The organism is Allobosea sp. NPDC055332, from assembly GCF_053645455.1.
Genome location: NZ_JBSHMO010000005.1, coordinates 1 through 17,623 on the forward strand (window position 1 = coordinate 1; position 17,623 = coordinate 17,623).

Here is a 17,623-nt window from a genome sequence, read left to right on the forward strand (position 1 = left end):
AGAGCGGCCCCGCCAGCGGCGGCGCCGTCTCGATGGGCGGTTTATAGGGGGACCCCGCTTCCCATGTCAACACGCTTCTTGAAAGTTTTTCGACAGGGCCTCATTTTTTTATCCGGCTCGCGATCTTCGCCGGAATTCCGGCCCGTCCGGCCGCCCTCGCTCGCCCCTCCCGCAACGCTCCCGCCCGCAAACAGCCGTAATTATTGCCCACAGCCGCGACGTCCACGCGGCGGCGTTCCGTCGGGACCGGTCCCGAGATTGATTCCGGCGCGTGACGAAGGCATGCTCTCTTCTCTATAGGGGCCATGCTCAATCACGGCATCGCGCCCGGCGCCCGTCGGGTGCTTTTCATGGACTCGCCAGACGCCCGATGAACGCCCCTCCGGATCTGAGAGCGCCGCATGAGCCGCTGACGCCGGAAGCGACGGCGCTCCTCGTCGATCTTGGAATCGAGCCGCCAATCACGCCCGCAGGTGCCACACCGGCCGGCATGGATCGCCGCGGCGTCTCGCTGCGCTGGCTCGCGGCCTGTCTGCTCGTCGGCTCCTGCGGTGCGGCCCTGCTCGGCGGCGCCATCCTGGTCGCCGTGCGCGGCGACACCAGCTTCGTCGAACGCCCCGAGCCGATCACCCTGCACCAGACCACCTCGGTCGGCGGCGGCGCGCGCAAGGGCGACAAGCTCGTCGCCGAGCAGCCGATCGCCTCGGCCCGGCACACTTTGCGTGCGCCCATGTCCCAGCGCATCGGTGACCGCGAGGTCATCCGGGTCCGGCCCTTTGTCCGGCTCTCGACCAATCTGTCGCTGACCAGCGGCGTTTACGCCACCAACATCCCGCCCTTCAATCCGTTGCGACTCTTCGCCGAAGGCGCGCCCGGCAGCGAGCGCTATGCCGAGCCGGTCACCGAAATGCCGGATGCGGACGTCTCGATCACCAAGCGCGACCTCGCCGACCTGCCGGTTACGCCGGGCAAGGCCAACCTGACCGACGCCGACGTGGTCAACCAGATGGAGGAGGAGCGCGCCAACCTCGCCGCCGCCGACCGCCGGGCCGCTTTGCCGATTCCGCCGCAATTGATGCTGAGCCGCACCCTCGCTCAGGGCAGCCAGGCCGGCGCCGGCGGCAGCCTGCTCTCCTACGCGCCCGCGACCGACACCTCGTTCTCGGGTATCGAGGTCCGCGTCGTCCCGGAGAACGTCACCAACGCGCCGAAGACCCCGATCGCCGCCACGCGCGAACCGCAGGTCGAGGAGAAGCTGCTGATCACCCGGCGCGGCGAGAACTTCGAGACGGTGGTGCGCAATGTCGGCGCCAGTCGCGACCAGATCGTCTCGATGATCAGGGCGTTCGACGGCCGCGTGAAGGTCGCTGCCCTGCCGGAAGGCCAGGTGCTGCAGGCGCTGTTCGCACCGGGTCCGCGCCCGGGCGACCCCCGCCAGATCGTCCGCGTCACCTTGCTCGAGAACGGCCGGCCCACGGCGGCTGTCGCGGTCAATGACAAGGGCGCTTTCGTCCCGGTCACCTTGCCGAAGGCCGAAACGATCGGCCCGCAGCAGAAGTCGCAGGCCAACGCCGAGGACGAGGAGGAGGACGACGACAGCGAGGGCGGCACGGGCGCGCGCCTCTACGAGAGTCTCTACGAGACCGGGCTGCGCCACGACCTGCCGCGCCCGCTGATCGACGAGCTCGTCCGCATCTTCTCCTACGATCTGGATTTCCAGCAGCGCGTGCGCGGCGGCGACAATCTCGAGGTCATCTTCACCGATGAGGACGAGGGCGAGCGCGCCGAGATTCTCTCCGCCACGCTCACCATCGGCGGCGAGACCCGGCAGGTCTTCCGCTATCAGGCGCCCGAGGACGGCCTGATCGACTATTTCGACAGCGATGGCCGCTCCTTGAAGAAATTCCTGCTGCGCAAGCCGATCAGCGATGCCGAGATGCGCTCGGGCTTCGGCATGCGCTACCACCCGATCATGCGCTATTCGAAGATGCACACGGGCGTCGACTGGGCCAACAAGATCGGTACGCCGATCCTCGCCGCCGGCAACGGCACGATCATCAAGGCGGAATGGGATTCAGGCTATGGCCGCCGGATCGAGATCCAGCACGCCAACGGCTATGTCACCACCTATTCGCACCAGTCGGCCTTCGCCAAGGGCATCGCGCCGGGCGTCAAGGTGCGCCAGGGCCAGGTGATCGGGTTCCTCGGCAACACCGGCCTCTCGACCGGACCGCATCTGCACTATGAGGTCATGGTCAACGGCAACTTCGTCAACCCGATGAAGATCAAGGTGCCGCGCGGCCGCGAGCTCGACGGCAGGACCCTCGCCGAGTTCAAGCGCCAGCGCGACGAGATCCAGGGCCTGATCGAACGGGCCGGAGGCCAGACCGCGCAGTTGCGCTGACATTCAACTTCTGCCCACGGGCCAATGCTCTCCTCCCTCCTCATCGTTCTGCCCGTCTTCGGTCTGATCGCCATCGGCTATGGCGCGCGCTGGACCAAGGTGCTGCGCGAGACCACCGGCGAAGGCCTTTCCGACTTCGTCTTCGTGCTCGCTGTTCCCTGCCTGCTGTTCAAGACACTGGCGACGGCAGCGATCCCGCCGGACCAGCCCTGGGGCTACTGGATCTCCTATTTCACCGGCCTCGCCGTCGTCTGGGTGCTGGCCCAGCTCGTGGCGCAGCGTCTGTTCGCCCGCAAAGGCCCCGAGCTCGTCGTCTCGGGCTTCGCGGCGGCGCAGTCGAACACCGTCTTCGTCGGCGTACCGATGATCCTGAAGGCCTATGGCGAGGCCGGCGCAGTTCCGCTCGGCCTGCTGCTGGCGGTGCACCTGCCAGTGACGATGACGGCTGCCACGCTGCTCGCCGAAGGCAAGGGGACTTCGCCGATTCTGTTGCTCAAGCGGCTCTTCACCCATCCGATCATTATCGGCATCCTGCTCGGCAGCGCCGCGCGGCCCTTCGTCGGCATGGTCCCGGCGCCGCTCTGGTCGATCATCGACCTGATCGCCGGCGCAGCCGTTCCCTGCGCGCTGATCAGTCTCGGCATCGCGCTCCGGCGCTATGGTCTGGCCTCCGGCATCGGCCTACCCGCGATTCTGAGCTTCCTCAAGCTAGTGCTGCACCCGCTCATCGTCTTCCTGCTGGCGACGAAGGTGTTCGCGATGCCAGTGGCCTGGGCCGGCGTCGCCGTGCTCTTCGCCGCCTGCCCCTGCGGCATCAACGCCTATCTCTTCGCCGAGCGCTACAAGCAGGGCGTCTCCGACGCCTCCAGCGCGATCGCGCTTTCGACCGGTCTCTCGCTCTTCACCACGATCGGCTGGCTGACCTTTCTCGGCGTCGGCTAGTAGGATTCCCGCTCACCCAATCAAGATCTGCGGGCCGGAAGCGATTCACGTGAAACCGAGCTGCGCCCGGATCGCCTCCGGCGTAACCCCTTGCGCCCGCAGATCGGCGAGCCCCGGCGACCGCCGGCTCTTCGCCAGCTTCTGCCCGGTCTCGTCGCTGAGCAGTCGGTGGAAATGATAGCGCGGCGTCGGCAGGCCGAGCAGGCGCTGCAGCAGCACATGGATATCGGTCGCGGCTTCGAGATCCTGCCCGCGCACGACATGGCTGACGCCCTGCATCGCATCGTCGACCACGACCGAAAGATGGTAGCTCGTCGGCACGTCCTTGCGCGCCAGTACGACGTCGCCCCATCGCGCCGGTTCGACGACGATGTCGTGCTCCTCTCCACTCTCGTCGAAGAGGCGATAGGACAGTGTTTTGCCAGCCATTCGGGCCAGGGCCCGATCCATGGCGAGGCGCAGCACATGCGGCTCGTCCGCCTCCCGGCGTCCGCACATCTCTCTCTCGCTTAGGGTGCGGCAGGTTCCCGGATAGAGCGGCGCACCATCGGGATCGCGGGGCCAGGGCATTCCGGATTCGGCTTCGCGGCGGCGAACCGCCTCCTTCCCCTGCTGACGCGAACAGAAGCAGGGATAGACCAGCCCAATGGCGTCAAGCCGGTCCAATGCCCGACGATAATCCTCGAAATGCAGGGATTGCCGCCGCACCTCCGGCGAAAAGGACATCCCCAGCCAGGCGAGGTCCTCATGGATGCCTTGCTCGAATTCGGGCCGGCAGCGGGTCAGGTCGATATCCTCGATTCGCAGCAGCAGTTCGCCGCCGAAGCGTGCCGCCAGCCGCTCATTCTCCAGCGCCGAATAGGCATGGCCGAGATGCAGCTGCCCGTTCGGGCTTGGTGCGAAACGGAAAACGGGTGGAGACGACGCCATCGCCTCCTGTCTATGGTCCCCTGCGCGCCCCGCCAAGCCCGGTCCTCCTGACAGGACCGGGAAGTGTGATCGGCGATAGACCGGACCAGCATGACGACGATTTCCCGTACCGCCGATCTCGAAGAGGGCATGGCGGCCCTCGCCGCGCTCGATCCCGCCTGGGAGCGGATCATCTCCCGCACCGGCATCCCGCCACTACGTCGGCGCGAGAGTGGGTTCCTGAGTCTAGCCTCGATCATCGTCTCGCAGCAGCTCTCGGTGGCGAGCGCCCGCGCCGTCTGGACCCGGGTCGAGAGCGTGCTCAGCCCCCTGACACCGGAACGCGTCCTCGCCGCCAGCGATGAGGAGATGCGGCTCTCGGGACTGTCGCGGCCGAAGCAGAAGACGCTGCGCGCCGTCGCTGCGGCGATCATCGAGAGCCGGCTCGATCTGGTTTCGCTGGAGACGGCGACGCCGGAATTCGTCCACACCCATATGACCGCGGTCTCCGGCATTGGCCCCTGGACGGCGGATGTCTATCTGCTGTTCTGCCTCGGTCATCGTGACGGCTTCGCCGCCGGCGACCTCGCCGTGCAGGAGGCGGCGAAGGTCGCCTTCGGCCTGCCGGCGCGGCCGAAGCCCGCCGAGCTGGCCGTTCTGGCGGAGGCGTGGCGGCCTTGGCGCGGCGTCGCAGCGCGCCTGCTCTGGGCCTATTACGCAGTGCTGAAGTCGCGCGAAGGCATCAACGCCTGATACTGAATCCTTCCGAAGGATTCGGTATTCCGTTCGCTGGAAAATCCCGCAGAGCAGGATTTTTCCAGCGACTTACGAATCCGGCATTGCGAAGCAATCCGCCGGATTTCTTATGGGCTTCAGCCCTTGATCACCTTGAGTGCCGCCTGGCTCGCTGCCCGCAACAGGCCGGTGTCGCTCATCACCGTGACGAGGCGCGCGCCCATCTCGACGCCCTGCTTGGCCCGCTCGGCGGTTGCGGCATAGAACGCGACCGGCTTCTTCACGGCGTTCGCCCGCGCCACGATATGGCGCAGCGCATCGTCGACCTCCTTGGCGGAGGCGTTGACGGAGGCGCCCCTCGACAACGCGATCGAGAGATCGGACGGACCGACGAAGAGCGCGTCGATCCCCTCGATGGCGAGGATGTCGTCGACGATCGCCATCGCCTCGCGCGTCTCGATCATCGCGAAGGTCAGCGAAAAGCTGTTGGCCTGGTTGAGATAGTCGTTCTGATCGAGGCCGGAGGCGCCGAGGCCGCCATAGCTGCCCCAGCTGCGTTCGCCCAGCGGCGGGTACTTGGCATAGGCCGCGAGCCGGTGCGCATCCTCGATCGTGTTGATCATCGGCGCGATTACGCCGGAGGCGCCGGAATCGAACAGCTTCGAGACGTTCTGGAATTCGCCCACGGGGATGCGCGCAATCGCCGGCTTTCCGGCGGCATTGATCAGCGGAATCGCCCGGATCACCTCGGCGAGCGTGATCGGCCCGTGCTGCATGTCGAGCGTGACCGCGTCGAAGCCTTCCTGCGCCAGGATCGCGGCGACGCTCGGATCGGGCAGCCCGCACCAGGCGGAGAGCAGCGTCTCGCCCTTGGCGAGGCGGTCGGCGAGCGAGGACAGCACGGTCGGCTTGGCGGCGGTCATGGGCGCATTCATCCGGTTGCCCGCTCTTCACCACTGGCGGGTCCATCGAGCCTGAACCGAACCGGCGGTGAAAGGCAAACGATGCGGCATGCGCCATGCTCAAGGGCGCAATGCGGCGAAGGCCGCCTTGCGCCCGAGTATTCTTCAGCGGCCAGCCTGGATTTCGTCGGCAGCCGTGATCAAGAGCTCGGTCATCGTCCGGCGAATCTCGTCATCCGCGATCGTGACGCCACCCGCGGCGAAATCCGCCTTGACCTTGCGCAGCACGTCGTCGTCGCCGGCCTCCTCGAAATCGGCCAGCACGACCGATTTGGCATAGGCCTCGGCATCGGCCCCGCTCTTGCCGAGCTTCTCCGCCGCCCACAGGCCGAGCAGCTTGTTGCGCCGGGCCGTCGCCTTGAAGCGCAGCTCCTCGTCATGCGCGAACTTGTTCTCGTAGGCGTCCTTGCGCTGGTCGAAGGTGGTCATCTGGCATTTATCCTCTTCGGAGCGGCAATCTTGCTGCGGCGCGATATCAGCTTCGCCATATAGCAACGTGATGGCCGTGCGGGCTAGAGGCTCCGCTGGGAGAGTGACCTCAACCCCTTCGAACGGGTTCCACGGCCCCGCCTCGGGCGCTTTGTTGCGTTTGCGGCGCGAAAGGCCCATATAGCGCGAGCGTGGCGAGCTCCCGACCGAGCGAGGCCCGCATGAACCAGCCGGACCGGCGCGCCAAGATCGAACTCGACAGAGCAACGGGATTGCGCGAGAGCGTGCTGAACAGGGCCATGATCCCGCCGCGGGCGACCGCGACCAGAGAGAGGCCGACCCCTTTGGATTTCCTCAAGCCACGGTATATCCCGATGAACCGCCGCCGTCGCATTTACGAAGGCAAGGCGAAGGTCCTCTATGAAGGACCGGAGCCCGGAACGCTGATCCAGCATTTCAAGGACGACGCAACCGCCTTCAACGCCAAGAAGCACGAAGTGATCGACGGCAAGGGCGTGCTCAACAATCGCATCTCCGAGCACATCTTCAGCAATCTCAACGATATCGGCGTTCCCACGCATTTCATCCGCCGGCTCAACATGCGCGAGCAGCTGATTCGCGAGGTCGAGATCATTCCGCTCGAGGTTGTCGTCCGCAATGTCGCGGCCGGCTCGCTCTCGACCAAGCTCGGCATCGAGGAAGGCACGCAGCTGCCGCGCTCGATCATCGAGTTCTACTACAAGAACGACGCGCTGAACGACCCGATGGTCTCGGAAGAGCACATCACCGCCTTCGGCTGGGCGACGCCGCAGGAGATCGATGACATCATGGCGCTCGCCATCCGCGTCAACGACTTCCTCTCCGGCCTCTTCCTCGGCGCCGGCATCCGCCTGGTCGACTTCAAGATGGAGTGCGGCCGCCTCTGGGAAGGCGACATGATGCGCATCGTCGTCGCCGACGAGATCAGCCCCGATTCCTGCCGTCTCTGGGACATCCGCTCCAAGGACAAGATGGACAAGGACCGCTTCCGCCGCGACCTGGGTGGCCTGATCGAGGCCTATACCGAGGTGGCGCGCCGCCTTGGTATTCTCGGCGAGAACGAAAAGCCGGGCCCGACCGGGCCGCGCCTCGTGCAGTGAGCGCGACGGCTTTCGATCTGAAGACCGGACGGGGGCGCTTGCGCTCCCGTTTGCGTTTGGGCGCGCTCCCGCTCGGCGTTTTGCTGATCGCCGGCTGCGCCGACCATTTCGGCCCGGGCTTGGTCCAGCTCGCGGCCGGGCGCGGCTGGGAGCCGCTGCCGATCCGCAACTGGGTGGTGAATGACGGCATCAACCCCAAGGCGATGGTCTACTGCACGCCGGAGGATTGCCAGCGGCCCGGCGTCACCGCGCTGCTGAGCTTCGAGGGTCGCGAGGCCGCCGACATGGCAAAGACGCTCGCGCTCAGCCCGGCGCGGCTGGCGCGCGAATTCTCGAAACGCCCGAAGGCGAAGCAGGCGGCAAAGCCGGCGAGCATCACCACCGTCTCCCGCTTCAAGCAGGAAGGCACCGACGGCATCCTGGTCGAGATCCGCGCCAAGCAAGGCGGTCGCCTCGCCTCGACCGCGATCCTCTACGCCCCCAAGGACGACACGCTGACCATGGCGATCGCGGTGACGGATGATTCGCAGGCCGCCCAGGATTTCGCCCGCGCCACCTGGGCGAGCCGCTGACATTGCCGATCGACCGGTAAGTTAGGAGACCCCGATGGGCGACAAGCCACAGCTCGACCCACAACTGGTCCAGGATTTCGTCCGCGCCGCGCACGGCAATCTCGAGCGGGTCACGGCGCTCGTCGCCGAACATCCGACCCTGGTGAACGCAGTCTGGGACTGGGGCGGCGGCGACTGGGAGAGCGGGCTCGGCGCGGCTGCCCATACCGGGCGGCGGGAGATCGCCGAATTCCTGCTCGCCCGAGGCGCACGGATGGACGTCTTCGCGGCAGCGATGCTGGGGCATCTCGACCTGGTCCGCAACCACCTCGCCGCTGTACCGACCGCGCTCACCGCACCCGGTCCCCACGGCATCCCGCTGGTCACACATGCGAAGATGGGCGGCGATTTGGCAGGCCCCGTGCTCGACTATCTGCAAGGCCTGCTGGACAGCCGCGTCACCACCGCCTCTGTAGCGGACGCGACAAAGAGTTGAGCCCGCATCGATTCGCCGCTAAGGCACCCGCACAATCCCGCCCGGAGATCACGATGAAAGCCCGCGTCACCGTCACCCTGAAGACCGGCGTGCTCGACCCGCAGGGCAAGGCGATCGAGGGTGCGCTGAAATCGCTTGGCATCGACGGCGTCGGCTCCGTCCGCCAGGGCAAGGTCTTCGACATCGAGCTCGACGGTGCCGACAAGGCTGCCGCCGAGGCCGCGCTCAAGGCCGCCTGCGAGAAGCTGCTCGCCAACACCGTGATCGAGAACTACCGGGTCGAGCTGCTGGCATGAGCCGGCACACGTCGGTGGTCGTACCGGCGACGCCGGCCGATATCGACGCGATCATGGCCTGCGAGCGCGGGCCCGGCTACGACGCGACCGTCGGCCGTTGGAGCCGTGATGAGCATCTCGCCGGCATGGCCGACCCGACGCATCGCTATTTTGTGGCGCGCCGATCCGATGGCGCCGTCGCAGGCTTCGTGATGCTGCAGGATGTCGCGGCCGAGGCCGACTCCATCCTGGTGCGTCGCATCGCTGTCGCAGAGCAGCGGCGCGGCCATGGCCGGCAATTGCTCGGCCATGCGCTGCAGGTGATCTTCGACGATCTCGGCGCCCACAGTGCCCGGCTGGGCGTTCGCGCCCACAATGCGAGCGGCATCGCTCTTTACTCTTCCCTTGGGATGAGGGAGGAGAGCCGGCGCGAGGAGCAAGGACACAGCGACGAAGCCGTCACGGTGATAACCATGACGATGAGTGCCGAGACCTACCGCCAGTCAAAAAGGTCGAATCCATGAAGGCCGCCGTCATCACTTTCCCCGGCTCGAACCGCGACGGCGACGTCGCCAAGGCGCTGCGTCAGGCGGGCGCCCGGGTCGACCATGTCTGGCATGGTGACTACGAGCTGCCGGCCGGCACCGACCTCGTCGTCCTGCCCGGCGGCTTCTCCTATGGCGACTATCTGCGCTGCGGCGCCATCGCCGGCCGCGCCCACATCATGGACGCGACGCGGGCGCATGCGGCCCGCGGCGGCCTCGTTCTCGGCATCTGCAACGGCTTCCAGATCGCCTGCGAAGCCGGCCTGCTGCCGGGCGTACTCGCCCGCAACGCCGATCTGAAATTCGTCTGCAAGCGCCAGCACCTCAAGGTCGAGCGCAACGACACCGCCTTCACCTCGGCCTATGCCAAGGGCCAGACGATCGATGTCTGCATCGCCCATGGCGAGGGCAACTATATCTGCGATCCCGAGACGCTCGCCCGGCTCGAAGGCGAAGGCCTCGTCGCCTTCCGCTATTGCGATACGGATGGGAACGTTACGGCGGAAGCCAATCCGAACGGTTCGCTGGGTGGTATTGCCGGCATCTATTCGCCCGGCCGCAACGTTCTTGGCCTGATGCCGCACCCGGAGAACCTGATCGACGGCCTCGTCGGCGGCACCGATGGTCGCGGCATGTTCGAGAGCCTGGTCGGCGGCAAGAAGGCGGCCTGACCTCAGGCCGTCACTTCACCAGCGCCGCCGCCTTCGCCAGCATGCGTGAGGCCGCCTGCCCGTCGAGCGGGCCGACATGCTTGTCGAGAATGCGCCCGTCCGGCCCGATCAGGAAGGTCTCGGGCACACCGTAGACGCCCCAGTCGATCGCGGCGCGGCCGGCACGATCGACTCCAACCGCCGAGTAGGGATTGCCGAGCGCGCCGAGAAAGCGGCGGGCATTCTCGGCCTCGTCCTTGTAGTTGAAGCCGACGAGCCGGACCTTGCCCTGCTTCACCGCGGCCGAGTCGGCCATGGCGACGAGGAAGGGATGCTCGACCCGGCACGGCGCGCACCAGCTCGCGAAGACATTGACGATCGTCGCCTTGCCCTTGGCGAGGTCGGCCATGCCGAAGCTCGGCACGGGCTGGCCGTCGCGCAGCAATCCGTCCAGTGAAGGTAATGTGATCGCCGGCGCCGGCTTGCCGATCAGCGCCGAGGGCACCTTGCTGGCATCGCCGGAGAACAATCCCTTGGCGAACACCGCCGCCAGCGCCGCAAAGACCAGCAGCGGAATGGCGTAGAGCCAGGGCGAGCGCCGCGACGGCGATACGGAAGCCTCGCTCATGGCGTATTCCTGCCACGGCGACCGGCGCCGCGGTCTTCCAGCGCTGCGAGAGCGCGCCGCTGCGCGCGCCGGTCGAGCAGGATCGCCGTGGCGAGCCCGCCCAGGATCACCGCCGCCGCCAGATAAGCCGCGAGGATGAAGCCGGCATGGGGCCCGAGCGCGCCCATCATTGCGCCGCCTGCAGCGAGAGGCGGTCGAGCCGCTCGGCTTCGAAGATCGTCAGCGTCCGGACTCGTCGGCGCAGGATCTCGGCCTGCATGGCGGCGCAGTGCAGCGCCAGCGCCAGCAGCGTGAAGCCGACCGCGGTGATCACCAGCGGCCAGAGCATCGAGGCATGGATGGTCGGTCCACCCAGGCGCAGCACCGAGGCCGGCTGGTGTAAGGTGCTCCACCAGTCGACCGAGAACTTGATGATCGGGATGTTGACACAGCCGACCAGCGTCAGGATCGCGACGGCGCGCCCGGCACGGGAGGGCTCGTCGATGGCGCGGCGCAGTGCGATCAGGCCGAGATAGAGCAGGAACAGCACCAGCATCGAGGTCAGGCGCGCATCCCAGACCCAGTAGGTGCCCCACATCGGCTTGCCCCAGAACGAGCCGGTCAGCAGGCAGATCAGCGCGAAGCAGGCACCGATCGGCGCGGCCGCCTGCTGGGCGACGTCGGCAAGCGGATGGCGCCAGACCAGAACGCCGAGCGCCGACAGCGCCATCATCGAATAGAACATCAGCGCCAGCCAGGCGGCCGGCACATGGATGTACATGATCTTGATGGTTTCGCCCTGCTGGTAATCGGACGGGGCGACGAACCAGACGAGATAGAAGCCGATGGCGAGCAGCAGCGCTGCCGCGCCCGAAAGCCAGGGCAGCAACACGCTCGACAGGCGCATGAAGCGCGCCGGATTGGCCAGTTCGGTGAGGCTCGCCATGAAGGTGGTGGCCGGCTCTGCTCTTCTTTCGACCAGAGAGCATGTAGCAATCGCCGGGCCGGCTCACAATCGATGAGCTGAGCCTGCGACGATGAGGCCGCTATTTGTCCTTCTCGCTTTCGGAAGCCGCGGCCCCGGCTTTGTCGACAACGCCGAAACGGCCGGAGGTCACGCCCTCGCCTGCCGTGAGGAAGCCGTCGGCCGCAAGCCCGCGCCTGAGCAGTTCGCGGACCGCGGCGGCCCGGCTCGGCATGCGCTTGTCGAAACGCCAGTTCTCGACGGCGCGAAGCTCGTCTGCGCTCAACATGATCTGCAGGCGTTCGCCGCGTTCCAGGTCCGACATCGCGCCCCCCGCGCTAAAAATGAGTAAGTGACTATATGAGCACAAAGAGCTCATTTACAAGCAGCAGCAGCGTCGGCGCTACCTTAGCGTCATGCCATTCCGGCGCCTCTAGCACATCTTACTAACTATCTGAAATTACTAGTATTTTTGCTTGCGCCTCACGCAGATTGCGGATACCTGTTTGGCACAGGAGGGATTGTCATGCTCATCACGCTTTCCGATCCCATGCGACGCGCTATCGAAACGACTCTGCGTTCGAAGGCCGGTGAATCGCGTGTCGTCAATGTCTTCGGTGTCGCCGAAGAGGTCCAGCTCCGGTTCGTCGACGACAATGTCGCGCTCGAGGATATCGCTGCCGTCGTTGCTCATCTGGCATCCCAATCCGGCTTCGCGCTCGAGCTCGACAGCCGCGAGCTGTCCGGGAGCTGAACGTCAGTCAGGCTGGCGCAATGCCGCCGCCGCCGCGATACACCCAACGACAGCCGCCATCAGCGACAGCGCTGCCAGGATCAGCAGCGGGCTCTGCAACGACATCGGCCCCCGCGCTGCGCTTGAGGCCGAGACACCGAAGATCAGCACCGGCACGCAGAGCGGCGCGACCAGGACCGGCAGGATCAGCCCGCCGCGGCGGAGATTCGCAGTCAGCGCCGCGGCCGCCGCGCCGATGAAGCTCAGGGCGGGCGTACCCAGCGCCAGGCTCGCGGCCAGCGGCAAGACGCTTTCGGCTGGCAATGCGACAAGCAGCCCGAGCAGCGGCGCAGCCAAGGTCAACGGCAGGCCTGTGGTCAACCAGTGCGCCGACGCCTTGGCCAACACGGCGAGTTCCAGCGGCAGCGCCGCGCCACGGATCAGGTCGAGCGAGCCGTCCTCCTCATCGGCCTGGAACAGCCGGTCGAGCCCGATCAGCGTCGCCAGCAGCGCCCCCAGCCAGAGGATGGCCGGGCCGATCCGCGACAGCAGGTTGAGGTCGGGCCCGAGCGCGAACGGGATCAGCACGACGACAGTCAGGAAGAAGACGAGCGCAAGCTCGCCGCCGCCGCCAGCCCGGACCGCCAGCGCGAGATCGCGCTTCAGGATGGCAAGGAAAGCGCCGCTCACGGCCCGATCCTGAGTTCGCGCGCCCCGTCGAGGCCGAGCGGCCCGTGGGTCGCGGCCAGGATCGCGCCGCCCGCCGCCAGATGCCCCTGCATCAATTGCGACAGCATCGTCTGCGAGCCGGTATCGAGTGCCGCCATCGGTTCGTCGAGCAGCCAGATCGGCCGCGACGAGACCAGGAGCCGCGCCAGCGCCACCCGCCGGCGTTGGCCGGCCGAGAGATAGCCAACCGGCACCGGCCCGACATGCGGCAGGCCGACCGTGGCGAGCGCTTTGGCCGGGTCGAGGCCTGGCGTGCCGAGCAGCTCCTGCGCGAAATGCAGGTTCTCGGCGGCCGTCAGCGCGGTCTTGAGCCCGTCGCGGTGCCCGACCAGGTGGGCCGCTTCCGCTAGCGGCATGTCCTCGAGGCCATCAAAACGGATCGCGCCCGCCTCCGGCCGCAGGCGCCCGCACAGCATGGCGATCAGGCTCGACTTGCCGGCGCCATTGCGGCCGGTGAGCGCGATCGCCTCGCCGTTTTCCAGGCGAAAGCCGACGCCGTCGAAGATCGCGCGACCGCCGCGGCGGCAGGCAAGTCCTTCGGCCGTCAAGGCAAAGGTCTGGAATCGAATTTGCGTCACGCCGAGCCTGTCTTCCGAAGCGTCACTAGCCCCTCGTGCGACGCATATCGAGCCTGTAGCGGGCTTCTTGGAATTGATCTATAGAACCCGTGGCTACGCCGCACGCCGATCCGGCGCGGGGCTCGGGCACTCCCGGGGCGGCGTGCGCGTCATGCGCAACAGGCCTTCGACCGTATCGATCCGCAAGGAGAGGTCCGGCTCGTGACCGCAACCCCCTTATCAGGATGTAAGCCCTCATGGCCTCGCTCGATTCATTCAAGTGCCGCAAGACGCTGACCGTCGGCACGAAGAAATATGTCTATTACTCCCTCAAGGCTGCCGAGAAGAACGGCCTCGCCGGCATTTCCAAGCTCCCCTTCTCGATGAAGGTGCTGCTCGAGAACCTACTGCGCTTCGAGGACGGCCGCTCGGTCACCAAGGCCGACATCGAGGCCTTCGTCGGCTGGCTCAGCGACAAGGGCAAGGCCGGCAAGGAGATCGGTTTCCGCCCCGCCCGCGTGCTGATGCAGGACTTCACCGGCGTGCCGGCAGTGGTCGACCTCGCCGCGATGCGTGACGGCGTCGTCGCCCTCGGCGGCGACGCCAAGAAGATCAACCCGCTGGTGCCGGTCGACCTGGTCATCGACCACTCGGTCATCGTCGACGAGTTCGGCTCGCCCAAGGCCTTCAAGCAGAACGTCGACCTCGAATACCAGCGCAATGGCGAGCGCTATCGCTTCCTGAAATGGGGCCAGGGCGCCTTCGACAATTTCCGCGTCGTGCCGCCCGGCACTGGCATCTGCCACCAGGTTAACCTGGAATACCTCGCCCAGACCGTCTGGACGGCGAAGGAGAAGGTCAAGAAGGGCAAGAAGACCGAGACCGTCGAGGTCGCCTATCCCGACACCGTGGTCGGCACCGACTCGCACACCACCATGGTCAACGGCCTTGCCGTGCTCGGCTGGGGCGTCGGCGGCATCGAGGCCGAGGCCGCCATGCTCGGCCAGCCGCAGTCGATGCTGCTGCCCGAGGTGATCGGCTTCAAGCTCACCGGCAAGCTCAAGGAAGGCATCACCGCGACCGACCTGGTGCTCACCGTCACGCAGATGCTGCGCAAGAAGGGCGTCGTCGGCAAGTTCGTCGAGTTCTTCGGCCCCGGTCTCTACAGCCTGACGCTGGCCGACCGCGCCACCATCGCCAATATGGGCCCGGAATACGGCGCGACCTGCGGCTTCTTCCCGGTCGACGCCGAGACGCTGAACTATCTGGAGACGACGAGCCGCAAAGCGGCCCGCGTTGCCCTGGTCGAGAAGTATTCGAAGGCGCAGGGGCTGTTCGCGACCCGCTCGACGCCAGACCCGGTCTTCACCGACACGCTCGAGCTCGACCTGACCACGGTACAGGCCTCGATGGCCGGCCCGAAGCGTCCGGAAGGCCGCGCCGATCTCGGCGCGATCAAGAGCGGTTTCGCCGCCGCGATGGACACCGACTACAAGAAGGGCGGCGAGCTCTCCCGCCGCGTCAAGGTCGAGGGTGAGAAGTTCGATCTCGGCCATGGCGACGTCGTCATTGCCGCCATCACCTCCTGCACCAACACCTCGAACCCCTCGGTGCTGATGGCGGCCGGCCTGCTCGCCCGCAATGCCGTGGCGAAGGGCCTCAAGGTCAAGCCCTGGGTCAAGACCTCGCTGGCCCCGGGCTCGCAGGTCGTGGCCGAGTATCTCGCCAAGGCCGGCTTGCAAAAGGATCTCGACAAGCTCGGCTTCAACCTGGTCGGCTTCGGCTGCACCACCTGCATCGGCAATTCCGGCCCGCTGCCGGCGCCGATCTCGAAGGCGATCAACGATCAGGGCCTGATCGCCGGCGCCGTGATCTCGGGCAACCGCAACTTCGAAGGCCGCGTCTCGCCGGACGTGCAGGCGAACTATCTCGCCTCGCCGCCGCTGGTCGTCGCCTATGCGCTGGCCGGCTCCGTGCAGATCGACCTGACCACCGAACCGCTCGGCATGGGCAAGGACGGCAAGCCGGTCTATCTCAAGGACATCTGGCCCTCCAACAAGGAGATCCAAGCCTTCATCGCCAAGAACGTCACCAAGGCGATCTTCAAGGCGAAATATGCCGACGTCTTCAAGGGCGACGCCAACTGGCAGAAGGTCAAGGCGCCGACCGGCCAGACCTATGCCTGGGACGACAAGTCGACCTATGTCCAGAACCCGCCCTATTTCCGCGGCATGGGCAAGCAGCCGGCTGCGGTCACCGATGTCATCGGCGCCCGCATCCTCGGCCTGTTCGGCGACAAGATCACCACCGACCACATCTCCCCGGCCGGTTCGATCAAGGCCGCTTCGCCGGCCGGCGCCTATCTCACTGAGCATGGCGTTGCCGTCGCCGACTTCAACCAGTACGGCACGCGTCGCGGCAATCACGAGGTGATGATGCGCGGCACCTTCGCCAATATCCGCATCCGCAACCACATGATGGGTCCGAACGGGCGCGAGGGCGGCTACACCATCCACTATCCCAGCAAGGAAGAGCTGCCGATCTACGACGCCTCGATGCGCTACCAGGCCGAGAAGGTGCCGCTGGTGATCTTCGCAGGCGTCGAATACGGCAACGGTTCCTCGCGCGACTGGGCCGCCAAGGGCACCAACCTGCTCGGCGTCAAGGCCGTGATCGCCCAGAGCTTCGAGCGCATCCACCGCTCGAACCTGGTCGGCATGGGCGTGGTGCCGTTCACCCTGCAGGAAGGCACCAGCTGGGCTTCGCTCGGCCTCAAGGGCGACGAGAGCGTGACGATCAAGGGCCTCGCCACCGTCAAGCCGCGCCAGACGCTCGAAGCCGAAATCACCTATGCCGACGGCAAGGTGAAAAAGGTTCCGATCCTCTGCCGCATCGATACGCTGGACGAGCTCGACTACTTCAAGAACGCCGGCATCCTGCACTACGTGCTGCGCGGCATCGCAGCCTAAGGCTTGCGAAGACGATACTCGACGCCCGGCCCTACAGCCGGGCGTCTCTATTTGGTCGTGACGGTTGTCCTATTCTGCACTCAGGTGTAAGGGGGCGGTCACAGCCATCCTCGGCGGGGGGCTTGGGGCAGGCGCGGGGCGAACGCGCCCGGACGCCGTCCGCCATCATCATCCACGACGGGAGTACCCGCATGTCCGCCACGTTCGAGACGGTCGCCGGCATCATTTCGGAAACTTGCGACATTCCTCGCGAGAAGATCACGCCCCAGAGCCACGCGATCGACGATCTCGGCATCGACTCCCTCGCCTTCCTCGACATCGCCTTCGCGATCGACAAGGCCTTTGGCATCAAGCTGCCGCTCGAGCAGTGGACCCAGGAGGTCAACGAGGGCAAGGCGCCGGCCGAGCAGTATTTCGTGCTCGAGAACCTGTGCAAGCGCATCGACGACCTCGTCGCCGCCAAGGCTGCCTGAACGCTTCCCCGGCCCGCCGGGGCCGCTGCTGGACGTTGAAACGCCGCAAGCGGGGCCAGACCCCGATCGCGGCGAGACGGGTTGGAACCGCATGCGCCTCGAATATTTCGACATGATCGACAAGGTCGAGAGCTTCGATCCGGCGAACAAGCGGATCCTGACGCGCTCGACCGTTCCGTCTAATAGCCCGGTCTTCGAGGGCCATTTCCCCGGCCATCCACTCGTTCCCGGCGTGCTGCTCACCGAGACCATGGCGCAGGCCTCCGGCTATCTGCTGCTCGGGCTGAACGGCCTGACGCAGATGCCTTTCCTGATGACGGTCGACAAGGCGCGCTTCCGCACCTTCGTCGAGCCGAATGCCGAACTCGAAATCAGTGCCGAACTGGTGATCGAGGGCTCCGGCTACGCCGCGACCAAAGCGAAGATCACGATCGGCGGCAAGCCGATCTGCGATGCCGAACTGCGCTTCCGCCTGATGCCTTTCCCCGCCGATATGCGCACCCTGATGCAGAGCCGCATCGCTGCCATCGGCCTCTCCCCGGAGGCAGCCTGAC

The 17,623-nt window shown here is 66.5% G+C and carries 22 protein-coding genes; 13 read left to right on the forward strand and 9 right to left on the reverse strand.

Annotated elements, in window-relative coordinates:
- The first annotated feature begins 370 nt into the window (after positions 1–370).
- Together ACWIGM_RS25410 and ACWIGM_RS25415 are read left to right on the forward strand one after the other, a co-directional pair.
- Positions 371–2,404 (forward strand): M23 family metallopeptidase, encoded by a 2,034-nt coding sequence (locus ACWIGM_RS25410; RefSeq protein WP_454028766.1) that lies wholly within the window; start codon positions 371–373, stop codon positions 2,402–2,404.
- A gap of 24 nt (positions 2,405–2,428) precedes the next feature.
- Positions 2,429–3,346 carry an AEC family transporter gene (locus tag ACWIGM_RS25415; protein WP_454028767.1) on the forward strand — a complete coding sequence of 306 codons (918 nt, stop codon included), beginning with the start codon at positions 2,429–2,431 and terminating at the stop codon, positions 3,344–3,346.
- Positions 3,347–3,391: 45 nt separating this feature from the next.
- On the opposite strand, the gene gluQRS is transcribed toward ACWIGM_RS25415, so the two are convergent.
- A complete protein-coding gene (gene gluQRS, locus ACWIGM_RS25420) occupies positions 3,392–4,276 on the reverse strand; it encodes a tRNA glutamyl-Q(34) synthetase GluQRS (RefSeq protein ID WP_454028768.1) in 885 nt (294 codons plus the stop codon).
- Between the two features lie 90 nt (positions 4,277–4,366).
- Here gluQRS and ACWIGM_RS25425 point away from each other — a divergent pair, with 90 nt between their 5' ends.
- On the forward strand, positions 4,367–5,008 hold the full coding sequence (locus ACWIGM_RS25425) for a DNA-3-methyladenine glycosylase family protein (protein ID WP_454028769.1): 642 nt from the start codon (positions 4,367–4,369) through the stop codon (positions 5,006–5,008).
- A gap of 119 nt (positions 5,009–5,127) precedes the next feature.
- Here the strand turns inward: ACWIGM_RS25425 and ACWIGM_RS25430 are convergent, their stop codons facing one another.
- Positions 5,128–5,913, reverse strand: coding sequence for an HpcH/HpaI aldolase family protein (locus ACWIGM_RS25430; RefSeq protein WP_454028770.1), 786 nt, complete (start codon positions 5,911–5,913; stop codon positions 5,128–5,130).
- Positions 5,914–6,057: 144 nt separating this feature from the next.
- Positions 6,058–6,381, reverse strand: a complete 324-nt coding sequence (locus ACWIGM_RS25435; RefSeq protein ID WP_454028771.1) for a DUF1476 domain-containing protein — start codon at positions 6,379–6,381, stop codon at positions 6,058–6,060.
- Positions 6,382–6,725: 344 nt separating this feature from the next.
- Here ACWIGM_RS25435 and purC point away from each other — a divergent pair, with 344 nt between their 5' ends.
- From purC to purQ, 6 genes are read left to right on the forward strand one after another with little or no spacing between them, the layout of a single operon-like run.
- Positions 6,726–7,520, forward strand: a complete 795-nt coding sequence (purC, locus tag ACWIGM_RS25440) for a phosphoribosylaminoimidazolesuccinocarboxamide synthase (RefSeq protein ID WP_291675428.1) — start codon at positions 6,726–6,728, stop codon at positions 7,518–7,520.
- A gap of 38 nt (positions 7,521–7,558) precedes the next feature.
- A complete protein-coding gene (locus ACWIGM_RS25445) occupies positions 7,559–8,092 on the forward strand; it encodes a hypothetical protein (RefSeq protein WP_454028772.1) in 534 nt (177 codons plus the stop codon).
- A 34-nt stretch (positions 8,093–8,126) separates the two neighbouring features.
- On the forward strand, positions 8,127–8,567 hold the full coding sequence (locus ACWIGM_RS25450) for an ankyrin repeat domain-containing protein (RefSeq protein WP_454028773.1): 441 nt from the start codon (positions 8,127–8,129) through the stop codon (positions 8,565–8,567).
- A gap of 53 nt (positions 8,568–8,620) precedes the next feature.
- Positions 8,621–8,863 carry a phosphoribosylformylglycinamidine synthase subunit PurS gene (purS, locus tag ACWIGM_RS25455; protein WP_454028774.1) on the forward strand — a complete coding sequence of 81 codons (243 nt, stop codon included), beginning with the start codon at positions 8,621–8,623 and terminating at the stop codon, positions 8,861–8,863.
- Positions 8,860–9,366, forward strand: coding sequence for a GNAT family N-acetyltransferase (locus tag ACWIGM_RS25460; RefSeq protein WP_454028775.1), 507 nt, complete (start codon positions 8,860–8,862; stop codon positions 9,364–9,366). The genes purS and ACWIGM_RS25460 overlap by 4 nt, the downstream gene beginning before the upstream one ends.
- Positions 9,363–10,058, forward strand: coding sequence for a phosphoribosylformylglycinamidine synthase subunit PurQ (gene purQ, locus ACWIGM_RS25465; RefSeq protein ID WP_454028776.1), 696 nt, complete (start codon positions 9,363–9,365; stop codon positions 10,056–10,058). Before ACWIGM_RS25460 ends, purQ begins: the two co-directional genes overlap by 4 nt.
- 10 nt (positions 10,059–10,068) lie before the next feature.
- Here purQ and ACWIGM_RS25470 read toward each other — a convergent pair whose 3' ends face one another.
- The 4 genes from ACWIGM_RS25470 to ACWIGM_RS25485 form a co-directional block, all read right to left on the reverse strand.
- A complete protein-coding gene (locus ACWIGM_RS25470; protein ID WP_454028777.1) occupies positions 10,069–10,665 on the reverse strand; it encodes a DsbE family thiol:disulfide interchange protein in 597 nt (198 codons plus the stop codon).
- Positions 10,662–10,832, reverse strand: a complete 171-nt coding sequence (gene ccmD / locus ACWIGM_RS25475; protein WP_454028778.1) for a heme exporter protein CcmD — start codon at positions 10,830–10,832, stop codon at positions 10,662–10,664. Before ccmD ends, ACWIGM_RS25470 begins: the two co-directional genes overlap by 4 nt.
- The gene (locus ACWIGM_RS25480) at positions 10,832–11,590 is read right to left on the reverse strand and encodes a heme ABC transporter permease (protein ID WP_454028779.1); all 759 of its coding nucleotides are present in this window, start codon (positions 11,588–11,590) and stop codon (positions 10,832–10,834) included. Before ACWIGM_RS25480 ends, ccmD begins: the two co-directional genes overlap by 1 nt.
- Before the next feature lie 100 nt (positions 11,591–11,690).
- The gene (locus ACWIGM_RS25485) at positions 11,691–11,933 is read right to left on the reverse strand and encodes a hypothetical protein (RefSeq protein ID WP_454028780.1); all 243 of its coding nucleotides are present in this window, start codon (positions 11,931–11,933) and stop codon (positions 11,691–11,693) included.
- A 201-nt stretch (positions 11,934–12,134) separates the two neighbouring features.
- Here ACWIGM_RS25485 and ACWIGM_RS25490 point away from each other — a divergent pair, with 201 nt between their 5' ends.
- Positions 12,135–12,362: a hypothetical protein gene (locus tag ACWIGM_RS25490; RefSeq protein WP_454028781.1), complete on the forward strand. Its 228-nt coding sequence runs from the start codon at positions 12,135–12,137 to the stop codon at positions 12,360–12,362.
- 3 nt (positions 12,363–12,365) lie between these two features.
- Here ACWIGM_RS25490 and ccmB read toward each other — a convergent pair whose 3' ends face one another.
- Together ccmB and ccmA are read right to left on the reverse strand one after the other, a co-directional pair.
- Positions 12,366–13,031 (reverse strand): heme exporter protein CcmB, encoded by a 666-nt coding sequence (gene ccmB, locus ACWIGM_RS25495; RefSeq protein ID WP_454028782.1) that lies wholly within the window; start codon positions 13,029–13,031, stop codon positions 12,366–12,368.
- Positions 13,028–13,648 carry a heme ABC exporter ATP-binding protein CcmA gene (gene ccmA, locus ACWIGM_RS25500; protein ID WP_454028783.1) on the reverse strand — a complete coding sequence of 207 codons (621 nt, stop codon included), beginning with the start codon at positions 13,646–13,648 and terminating at the stop codon, positions 13,028–13,030. The genes ccmB and ccmA overlap by 4 nt, the downstream gene beginning before the upstream one ends.
- A 236-nt stretch (positions 13,649–13,884) precedes the next feature.
- Between ccmA and acnA the strand changes: the two genes are divergently transcribed.
- The 3 genes from acnA (at position 13,885) to ACWIGM_RS25515 (ending at position 17,622) form a co-directional block, all read left to right on the forward strand.
- Complete coding sequence (gene acnA / locus ACWIGM_RS25505) at positions 13,885–16,596, forward strand: aconitate hydratase AcnA (RefSeq protein WP_454028784.1); 2,712 nt, start codon at positions 13,885–13,887, stop codon at positions 16,594–16,596.
- A gap of 191 nt (positions 16,597–16,787) precedes the next feature.
- Positions 16,788–17,069 carry an acyl carrier protein gene (locus tag ACWIGM_RS25510; RefSeq protein WP_066473700.1) on the forward strand — a complete coding sequence of 94 codons (282 nt, stop codon included), beginning with the start codon at positions 16,788–16,790 and terminating at the stop codon, positions 17,067–17,069.
- Positions 17,070–17,160: 91 nt separating this feature from the next.
- The gene (locus ACWIGM_RS25515) at positions 17,161–17,622 is read left to right on the forward strand and encodes a 3-hydroxyacyl-ACP dehydratase FabZ family protein (RefSeq protein ID WP_454028785.1); all 462 of its coding nucleotides are present in this window, start codon (positions 17,161–17,163) and stop codon (positions 17,620–17,622) included.
- Position 17,623 lies beyond the last annotated feature (1 nt).

Bases quoted from the DNA above. Each gene is read 5' to 3' on its own strand.
- ACWIGM_RS25450 (WP_454028773.1), top strand. From the start codon at position 8,127: ATGGGCGACAAGCCACAGCTCGACCCACAACTGGTCCAGGATTTCGTC.
- ACWIGM_RS25415 (WP_454028767.1), top strand. From the start codon at position 2,429: ATGCTCTCCTCCCTCCTCATCGTTCTGCCCGTCTTCGGTCTGATCGCC.
- purQ (WP_454028776.1), top strand. From the start codon at position 9,363: ATGAAGGCCGCCGTCATCACTTTCCCCGGCTCGAACCGCGACGGCGAC.
- ACWIGM_RS25490 (WP_454028781.1), top strand. From the start codon at position 12,135: ATGCTCATCACGCTTTCCGATCCCATGCGACGCGCTATCGAAACGACT.
- ACWIGM_RS25480 (WP_454028779.1), bottom strand. From the start codon at position 11,590: ATGGCGAGCCTCACCGAACTGGCCAATCCGGCGCGCTTCATGCGCCTG.
- ccmD (WP_454028778.1), bottom strand. From the start codon at position 10,832: ATGGGCGCGCTCGGGCCCCATGCCGGCTTCATCCTCGCGGCTTATCTG.
- purS (WP_454028774.1), top strand. From the start codon at position 8,621: ATGAAAGCCCGCGTCACCGTCACCCTGAAGACCGGCGTGCTCGACCCG.
- ACWIGM_RS25410 (WP_454028766.1), top strand. From the start codon at position 371: ATGAACGCCCCTCCGGATCTGAGAGCGCCGCATGAGCCGCTGACGCCG.
- ACWIGM_RS25430 (WP_454028770.1), bottom strand. From the start codon at position 5,913: ATGACCGCCGCCAAGCCGACCGTGCTGTCCTCGCTCGCCGACCGCCTC.
- ACWIGM_RS25425 (WP_454028769.1), top strand. From the start codon at position 4,367: ATGACGACGATTTCCCGTACCGCCGATCTCGAAGAGGGCATGGCGGCC.
- ACWIGM_RS25460 (WP_454028775.1), top strand. From the start codon at position 8,860: ATGAGCCGGCACACGTCGGTGGTCGTACCGGCGACGCCGGCCGATATC.
- acnA (WP_454028784.1), top strand. From the start codon at position 13,885: ATGGCCTCGCTCGATTCATTCAAGTGCCGCAAGACGCTGACCGTCGGC.
- ACWIGM_RS25485 (WP_454028780.1), bottom strand. From the start codon at position 11,933: ATGTCGGACCTGGAACGCGGCGAACGCCTGCAGATCATGTTGAGCGCA.
- ACWIGM_RS25435 (WP_454028771.1), bottom strand. From the start codon at position 6,381: ATGACCACCTTCGACCAGCGCAAGGACGCCTACGAGAACAAGTTCGCG.
- ACWIGM_RS25470 (WP_454028777.1), bottom strand. From the start codon at position 10,665: ATGAGCGAGGCTTCCGTATCGCCGTCGCGGCGCTCGCCCTGGCTCTAC.
- ACWIGM_RS25515 (WP_454028785.1), top strand. From the start codon at position 17,161: ATGCGCCTCGAATATTTCGACATGATCGACAAGGTCGAGAGCTTCGAT.
- ACWIGM_RS25510 (WP_066473700.1), top strand. From the start codon at position 16,788: ATGTCCGCCACGTTCGAGACGGTCGCCGGCATCATTTCGGAAACTTGC.
- gluQRS (WP_454028768.1), bottom strand. From the start codon at position 4,276: ATGGCGTCGTCTCCACCCGTTTTCCGTTTCGCACCAAGCCCGAACGGG.